This is a genomic window from Deltaproteobacteria bacterium (genome assembly GCA_016183175.1).
In the GTDB taxonomy this organism is placed as follows: Bacteria; UBA10199; UBA10199; order UBA10199; family SBBF01; genus JACPFC01.
Genome location: JACPFC010000027.1, coordinates 1 through 8,365 on the forward strand (window position 1 = coordinate 1; position 8,365 = coordinate 8,365).

The following is an 8,365-nucleotide window of genomic DNA, read 5'->3' on the forward strand; positions in this document are numbered from 1 at the left end:
GGGATAACAGGCTGATCTCCCCCAAGAGTTCACATCGACGGGGAGGTTTGGCACCTCGATGTCGGCTCATCGCATCCTGGGGCTGAAGTAGGTCCCAAGGGTTTGGCTGTTCGCCAATTAAAGCGGTACGCGAGCTGGGTTCAGAACGTCGTGAGACAGTTCGGTCCCTATCTTCCGTGGGCGCAGGAGATTTGAGAGGATCTGTCCCTAGTACGAGAGGACCGGGATGGACGAACCTCTGGTGTACCAGTTGTCACGCCAGTGGCACAAGCTGGGTAGCTATGTTCGGATCCGATAACCGCTGAAAGCATCTAAGTGGGAAACGGACCTCAAGACAAGATCTCCCGTCGCCGTAAGGCGGCCTGAAGACCCCTTGTAGACTACGAGGTTGATAGGCCGGGTGTGTAAGGGCTGTAAGGCCTTTAGCTTACCGGTACTAATCGGTCGTGCGGCTTGACCTTTATTTTTTTGAGAGTGGTCTCTGCAAAATTGTTCTGGAATATGTTAAGCGCCTGTTAGTCAGCGGTCCGCCTCAGGCGGACCGCTGGCGTTACAGGCACTTAATCCGCCATGCAGTTTGGCGGATAATTTTTTGTTGTCCCGCCACTACTACGTTGGCGGGCGCAAGAAGCTGTAACGTCCGCCAACACTACGTGGCGGACTAACAGCTTCTAACGTTTCTGGTGGTTTTACCGGGGAGGATACACCCGTTCCCATTCCGAACACGGAAGTTAAGCTCCCCAGGGCCGATGGTACTTGTCCCGTACGGGGCCGGGAGAGTAGGTTGCCGCCGGATTTAAATAAGAAATTCCCAGTCACATTTGTGGCTGGGAATTTTTTTTGGACGCTGAAAGCAACCTACTCTCCCAAGGCGCAAAGCGCCGTTGAGGGGGAGGCTCCAGTGGCTTTGCCACTGGAGGGGGCGACGCGAGCCCCTTGTGATAGACTAGGTTGCCGCCGGATTTAAAATAAAAAGCCCTCGTCGTGCAAACGGCGGGGGCTTTTTTATTGGGTATAGGTCCTATAGGACTATAGGACCTATCTAAAATCCGCTGGCGAGTTGCACTCCGAGCATGCGCGATTCCTTTTGCCGGGTCTTTAGTCCGATTTCCCGCCCATAGGTGACGGCATTCAACTTGAAATATTTGAAATCAAGGCCGAAACCGCCGGCAAGGTATCCCTGATTCAAGCCCGCACGGACAGAAACCGATCGAAGTACCTTGCTGATATCGGGCCAGGTGACTTCATAGCCGAAATGGAATTTGGTGATGAGATCGGTCGCATGTTCGAGGTCGCGAAAATCCATGGCAAACTGGGTTTTGAGTTTCCAGTAATCGGGGTGAATCGCAAAACCAAACGAGGTCGATTACTCCGTCCTCCCAACGTCATCCCCCAAGAAAAACCGGGTATCTCCAATATCCTGGATGGTCAGGCCGAAGGTTGGATCCAGGTACTCCCACCATTTTGCTTCAAGCGGCACCTTGGCCTGAAAACCAAGGTCAAAACCCAACCCGAAACCAACCTGGTCCAGTACAAGGGCGTCCCCGAAATCGTTATTGACCAGGACATCGCGCTGGGTAATTTGTTCGTCGATTAAATGGCGGCCCAAAAATTTGATGGCCCCGCCGACTTTGATCTTCTTGTCGAAAAAACTCCAGGCCGAGCCGACCTGAACTCCCCCCTGGGAGAGGGCCTCCACGTCGATGGTGCTGGAAGCCGGATTGAGCAGGCCCATGACCGACCGGTTTTCGTAGAAAATAGCCGCAGTGATATATTTGTGCATCATGATGGCCACCGGGCCGCGAACCCCTATCTCTTCATAACGGCCGGTATTGGCCGCGGCAAAGGCATCAAAAACAGCGACCTTGTCGCCATCGGTGGCGGCGTCGTCGATATCACTGGCCAGATCGAGAAGATCGGAAGAAAAGAAGGGAATGGCCTTGTACGAAAATTCAACCGTCGGGAGGAGGAACTGGAAATGGAACTCCTTTTCGTAATCACTGATGGCCGCGGGATTGTAAAACAGGGCGTTTTCATCGGTGCCGTCGGTGGCCAGAAAGGCCCCTCCCATTCCGAGAGGCCGGATTCCCTGCATCGAACGGGGAGAGTGTCTCATGGTGAGTTCCTGGGCCCCTGCGAATCCGGAGCTCAAGAGGGAGAAAGACAAAATGAACAGGAACAACTCCAAGGCGCATTTCTTATGTTTCATAGATTGATATCTCCAGTATATTGGTTGGCGTTTACAGATTTGTATCCTCGTCATAACAGGCCTGAACGCCGGCGGTCTGGCTACCGGGATCGAGGGCGGCACAAGTGGCAATGTCGGCCGTGACCGTCGTCGGATCGAAAGAGGTCGGCTCCAGCTGGCATCCGACCAGGGCCTGAAACTCGGCGGTTGTAAAACCTTCTCCCGCGGTAATCGGTTCCAGCATGCAGAAGGTCTGCCTGATTTCGTCAAGGAAATCCTCGTCTGAGGCGACCCCCGAACCGATAAAGAAGTTGTCGAAATCGACCAGATCGCCCTGGGCCTGTGTCGCCTGCGCGGCGGTGATGTCTGTTACGTCAAAGGAGGTTTTGAAGTTTGATCCGTAGACGCCCAGAGCGTAATGTTCGATGGTCTGCATCAGGGCAAGATCGAAGGCGGCATCGGCCAATACCCCCTCGCCGAGCGAGTCGTCCGTAATGCCCGGCGCCGCCTCAAGAGCCTCGATGGCCAGGCGAAGGTCGGCCAAGTTTCCGTTAGCGGGGAGGACATCGGCGATCGCACTGAAGTTTTCGGCGGTGTCCTCGTCCAGGTCGAGGATCCCTTCCTCCACGTCCAGAAAATCGATGTTGCTCCGGCCGAGATAGGCGCTCCCCAGGATTCGGTAGGCGGTGACATTGTCGGGATCGCCGGTGATGGCATTGGTGGCCAGCGTAATGGCTGTTTCATAATCGCCCTGATCGAGGGCAAATTGGGCGGCCTCGGACGCCGAATCGCCCTGGTTGGCGCAATGGGCCGTCAAAAGAGCCAAGACTGTGCAAAGAACAATATTTTTCGATTTCATCGCGACCTCTCCCTTGGTTTTTTGATGTTCACTTCTCTTACAGGTGTGTTATCGTTTTAAAAACACTAAGCAGTCTACCTAATTTGACGTATAGTGCAAGAGAAAAATTACTTAGTGAGCGAGGATCTGGCTTTGCCAGTCCGAGCGAACGGGGGGCACGGGGGCGCCAGCGGCAAAGCCCCCGATTTAAAGGGGTTGGACCATGATTTTTCTTGTTTCAGTCCTGGCGTCGCTTCTTCCCATTACGGTGTATATTCTTTTTCTGCGATGGCTCGACCGCTACGAACGGGAGCCGTTCGGTCATATTCTGGTTGTTTTTTTTCTTGGGGCCACCTTTTCCGTCGGTTTTTCATACGCGGCCAACACGATTGTGGGGGTTATCGGGCATGCGATGATGACCGAGTCGGGGAGCGCCTATTTTCTGGCCGGCCTCGTGGCGCCGGTGGTGGAGGAGACCAACAAGGGAATTATTGTCGTCCTCTTTGCCTGGCTTTCGCGGGAGTTCGATAATCTGACCGACGGCCTCCTCTACGGCGCAGTTGTCGGCCTCGGTTTTGCCTTTTCCGAAAATGTCATGTACTTCGTGCGCACATATCACGAGAGCGGACAATTCGCCTGGATCCGCAACATGTATGTCCGCGGTTTTTTTACCGCCGGAGTGCACTCTGCGGCGACCGGGGTTTTTGGGGGTTGTCTCGCGTATACGCGCTTTTCCCGGTGGTCCGACCGCCTGCTTGCGGCGATGATGGGGTGGGGGTTGGCGGTGATGATTCATTCCTTCTGGAATTCGGTCTTGACCGAATCGGATCTCTCCAATGACCCGGTGCTGGCCCTTTTCCCCTTTTTCTGCCTGCCGGTTTTGTTTTTCATCCTCTTTGTCCTGTTTCAGGCGTCGCTGTCGCGGGAGGGGCGGATGATTGAGGAAGAACTGACCGCCGAGGCAAAAGGGGGGATTCTTCCCCTGGAACATGTCCCCATTTTAAGGTCGTATCTCAAGCGCGACCGTTCGGGCTGGTTTAAAAATGAGAAGCGAAGGAAGCAATATGTCGAACAGGCGACCCATCTTGCCTTCATTCGCAACGAGCATCGCCGTCTTCCGGAAAAAAAGCGGGGGACGTGCGAAAGAAAATTGAACGCGGTGCGGGAAGAAATCAGGAAACTGCTCGCCTCTTCGAGGGGGGGATTGGCCGGGGCCGTTGTTGCCGTTTTGGGGTTTGTCTCCTTTGTGGCCGGGGCCGTTGTTTTTGGATTCTGGCTCTGGAACCGCCTGCTTGTGGAATTTCCGGCCTACGGGCTGGCCCGGACCTATCTTTCAAATCATTCCAAAATGCTCGAATTGATCGGGCCGGTTGACCGGTGGGATGAATCCCCTTCCGGGGAATTCTCTTACAACAGCGAAGGGGGGGAGGGTGAACTCGAAATGGCCCTTTCGGGGCTTAAGGGGGAGGGAACGGTCACGCTCAAATTTTTTTCCGATTTCGGCAAAACCTGGAAAATCGATGAGGCGCATTTGACCGTTGCCGGGCGGAAAGAGCCGATCGAACTGGAGGGGCCGAGACAATGGTTGAGGCAGGCCTATGACTACATGGACCAGCGGAAATTCGTGGAGGCCGAAGGGGCGTGCAAAACCATCCAAAAATCGGCCCCGGAGGATGACCGCGCCGACAGCTGTTTTGCGGAGCTGGCCTTGAGCAGGGGAGAGGATCAAAAATTCGTCGAAATCTGGAAGGGGCTGGCAGAAAGTTATCCCGCCTACGACGGCTACCAAATGCGGCTGGCCTCTGCCTATGATACCGTGGGCGACAATGAAAAAAGCATCGAGCATTATCAAAAGGCCTGGGGTTTGAATGACGACCCCGAAACCGCCAGCAGTCTTGCCTCTGTCTATCTCGATTCCGGGGAAACCGAAAAGGCGTGGGAGTGGCTGGAAAAAGCGCGGGAGGCCGGCCTCCGTTCCGCCTCCCTGGCCTATCGTTTCGGCCGGTACTATTACAATAAAAAGGATGCCGAAAACGCCGAGGAATATTTCAACATTTCACGGGACGAAGACCCTGCTTATGCCATGTCCTACATCGGCCTTGCCTACCTCTCCCGCGATCGGGGAGAAGACGACGATGCCATCTACTATTTCGAGGAAGGGATTTCACGCTCTCCCGGCGATTCCCTCGACTACCGGCGCGATCTGATCGACCTTCTTGTTCAAAAAAAATATTTCGACGAGGCGATTTTTCACCTCATTCGCGCCACCCTCTATCATCCCCGTGAGGTCGGGCCGTTTGTCATGCTCGCCAAGCTCTACGAACGTCAGGGGAGGATGGAAAGCGCCGGCATTGTCCACGACCAGGCGGTAAAAATCGATCCCGCCGAGGCCGAGAAGTTAAACCGGGAGTACGATTATCTTCTGGAGCCCTAATTTTATTTATTCTGCGTGATAGACGCCCGTGTGCGCCGGATTGCCCCTGAAGAGCGGCCACTCGCGGGCAAAGGGAGAAACCAAGGAGCCCTCGTCGCGGACGGCCCAGAAGACATCGCCCGCCATGACCGGGAGAACATCGGCGCGGCGGTCCTGAAAAAAGACCTCCAGTTTGCCGTCGCCGTCCACATCCCCGACCACCGGCGACGAGACGATCGCGTAACCGACAACAAGGCGGGCGGCAAAACTCCCATCCAGGCCGCTCAAGATATCGAGATCGCCGGACATCGTGGCGACATAAACATCCAGGACACTGCCGGGATTTCGCCTGGCAAGCGCGGGCGAGGAATGAACCGCGCCGCCCAAGTACCGCTTCCAGAAGAGGGAGCCGTCGCCATTCAGGGCATAAATCCTGCCGTCGGCGGAACCGAAGACCGTTTCCAAATCGCCATCGCCGTCCAGATCCCCCACCGCCGCCGAAGAGAGGATCTCCCCGCCGGTCGGAAAACTCCATTCCAGTTCCCCGGTCTCCCCGTCGAAGGCTTTGAAGAGGCCGCTCCCGTCGCCGATCAGGACCTCCAAGACGCCGTCGCCGTCAACATCGGCCGTTGCCGGGGAGGCATGCACCTTGTTTGCGAGATTTGTCTGCCAGTCGACCGCCCCGGTTTCGGCGTCGAGGCTGTACAAGACGCCACTGCCGGCATATTGGCCGTCGTTTGCGATCGCCACTTCCTTTTTATTATCGCCGTCGAGATCGGCAACCGCCGGCGTGGACCAGATCCACCGCCCGGAATTGAAGGCCCAGTTAAGGGCACCGGTTTTTCCGTCGATCGATCGGACATAATTATCCATGCAACCGTTGAAGACCACCGGATCGCCATTGGAGGACAACGTTGTGACCGTCGGCGTCGAGATGGAGTGCCCCGTCAGGATATAGCGCCAGAACCAGTTCCCCTCCCCGTCAAATGCCTGGACCTGGTTCCCGGAGGTGGTCCCCCCAAGCATTTCGAGGCGGCCGTCGTCGTCCAAATCATAGAGGTTGACGGAGGAATGGGCCTCGTCATTTTCCGTATTCTTCCGGAACACGACCGTCCCGTCGGCCTCAAATAAGAACCATCTCCCCGAGGGACCAGGGGATCCGAGCGGGTAATATTCCTCGTTGCCCGTGGCGACCTCGAGGCCCGGCAGATCCGGACGGACCTCGCCGATCGCGGCGCTCGGCCCCGGAATCATCCGATAAAAACCGCCGTAGATCTTGCCGAAGGTATAGTTCCACAGGACGGTGATCTCCGACAGGGGAGGCCCCTCGACACAAGTTCCCTCATAATCCCCATGTTCCAGATGGGCAGGCCAGCTTGAGACGGCGACTGAAAGGGTCTGGGGATTGGCGGGGTTGTCCGGCGGGATATGGCAGATCGTGACCTTCTCCTCGGCTGGAGGGGGTGGCGGAGGCGGAGGTAGAGAAGCGCATTCCCCCTCATAATCCCCATGTTCCAGATGGGCAGGCCAAGCAGAGGCGGCGATCTCGATGGTGTGGGCGTTCGCGGGATTCCCCGGGGGAATATGACAGATCGTCACCTTGGGATTGTCGTCGGGAATTTCCGGCGGTGCCGGCGTCGGCTCCCCGTTCCCCTTTTTCTCGTGAGCCTCAACGATCTTCTCCTTGATGCAATCCGGTTTTTGCGACTCACATGTCTTGGCCGACTCAACAATCCCCTTGAAGACAGCCGTATCCAGCTTTCCGTCGTCATCGAACATTTTCTCATAATCACCGTCAAAGGCCTTCATCACCTCCAGAATCGTCTCCGCCTCTTCCTTGACGCCGGCGCACCCATCCTTGTGGACGCAGTCCTGCATGAGCTCCACATGGATCTTGACCGCCGCGTCGTTTGCATAGACGGCGTTTAATTCCTCAAGGTCGTCCGCTTCGAGGATCGGCGCGATGACGGCGGACGGGTCCAGAATGCCGGCGGACATTCCCTCGCAGAGAACGCCGGTTGAGTCTTCCGCCACCAGGGCCGACAGTAGCTCTTCCACCGTGCTGTAGACATCCCCGGCTTCGCCGGAACCGGTCTCGCCGGAATCGGCCGATGTCAACTCGGATGCGAGGTCAAAGTCGTCGGCGTTCATCATATTCAGCGCCTGTGGAGCGTCGATCTTGCCGGTGAGAAGGGCGTTCAAAAGTTGGTGCCAGTTGTCGTAGTCCGGATCAGTGGAACCCTTCTTTTGGGCGATCAGGGAGACGACCGCCTGTTTGAGAAGGCCGTACTTTTGGGTAAGGTTTTCCGTGTCCGGATCGGCGATTGTCCAAAGTTTTTCATCGATTTGGTACAGGCAGGCGAGGTCTCCGTCGGCCCCCGAATAATCTTCGCCCCAGTCGTTGAATCCCTCCAACTGCTGGATGATCCCTTCGGTGGCGAGCGTTGTGACGACGTCGGCAGTCCCCAGATTTACGTTCTTGGAATTGGCGGAGTCGTAAGGAATGGCGTGATATTTCTGGATGCCGCTTGTCGTGGTCAGGATCACCTCCGGATTACCGGCCAGCTCTTCGGGGGGGACTTCCAGCTGGTACTCCCCCTCCGAATTGGCCTCGAAACTCCCCAGATGTTTTCCGTTGAGGGTGTAGAGGTCCCCTTTAGTCCCCGTCGCGGACTCTCCCCCCTTCGCCTCTTTTATGTTTTTTATAGAATGCATCCGTTTCTGTAACGCTCGAATGGCCTCAAGGGGAGGGACATCGACTCTGCCGGTCAGGAGCACCATGTCCGACGCTACGGTTTCGGAGGGGCTTTCGGCGCCATCCGGCACGGCGCCGCCACAGGATAAAATCAGGCCGAGGCTCGCGATCAATACCGGGTGAGTAAAATAGAAGAATCTTGTCATTGCCGGATATAAGCCAGCATAAAAC

General features: G+C 56.3%; 5 protein-coding genes and 2 rRNA genes. 3 read left to right on the forward strand and 4 right to left on the reverse strand.

Going from position 1 to position 8,365, the window contains the following annotated elements; all coding sequences use genetic code 11:
* Window positions 1–461: ribosomal RNA gene (locus tag HYU99_03550) — 23S ribosomal RNA — on the forward strand; the annotation flags it as partial.
* A 218-nt stretch (window positions 462–679) separates the two neighbouring features.
* Window positions 680–796, forward strand: a 5S ribosomal RNA gene (gene rrf, locus HYU99_03555).
* A gap of 246 nt (window positions 797–1,042) precedes the next feature.
* Here the strand turns inward: rrf and HYU99_03560 are convergent.
* Genes HYU99_03560 through HYU99_03570 form a run of 3 tightly spaced genes read right to left on the reverse strand, consistent with a single transcriptional unit; the run spans window position 1,043 to window position 3,047 of the window.
* A complete protein-coding gene (locus HYU99_03560; GenBank protein MBI2339433.1) occupies window positions 1,043–1,306 on the reverse strand; it encodes a hypothetical protein in 264 nt (87 codons plus the stop codon).
* 60 nt (window positions 1,307–1,366) lie between these two features.
* A complete protein-coding gene (locus HYU99_03565) occupies window positions 1,367–2,209 on the reverse strand; it encodes a hypothetical protein (protein ID MBI2339434.1) in 843 nt (280 codons plus the stop codon).
* Between the two features lie 31 nt (window positions 2,210–2,240).
* A complete protein-coding gene (locus HYU99_03570) occupies window positions 2,241–3,047 on the reverse strand; it encodes a hypothetical protein (protein MBI2339435.1) in 807 nt (268 codons plus the stop codon).
* A gap of 202 nt (window positions 3,048–3,249) precedes the next feature.
* Here HYU99_03570 and HYU99_03575 point away from each other — a divergent pair, with 202 nt between their 5' ends.
* A complete protein-coding gene (locus HYU99_03575; GenBank protein ID MBI2339436.1) occupies window positions 3,250–5,460 on the forward strand; it encodes a PrsW family intramembrane metalloprotease in 2,211 nt (736 codons plus the stop codon).
* Window positions 5,461–5,466: 6 nt separating this feature from the next.
* On the opposite strand, the gene HYU99_03580 is transcribed toward HYU99_03575, so the two are convergent.
* The gene (locus HYU99_03580) at window positions 5,467–8,340 is read right to left on the reverse strand and encodes a PQQ-binding-like beta-propeller repeat protein (protein ID MBI2339437.1); all 2,874 of its coding nucleotides are present in this window, start codon (window positions 8,338–8,340) and stop codon (window positions 5,467–5,469) included.
* Window positions 8,341–8,365: the final 25 nt, after the last annotated feature.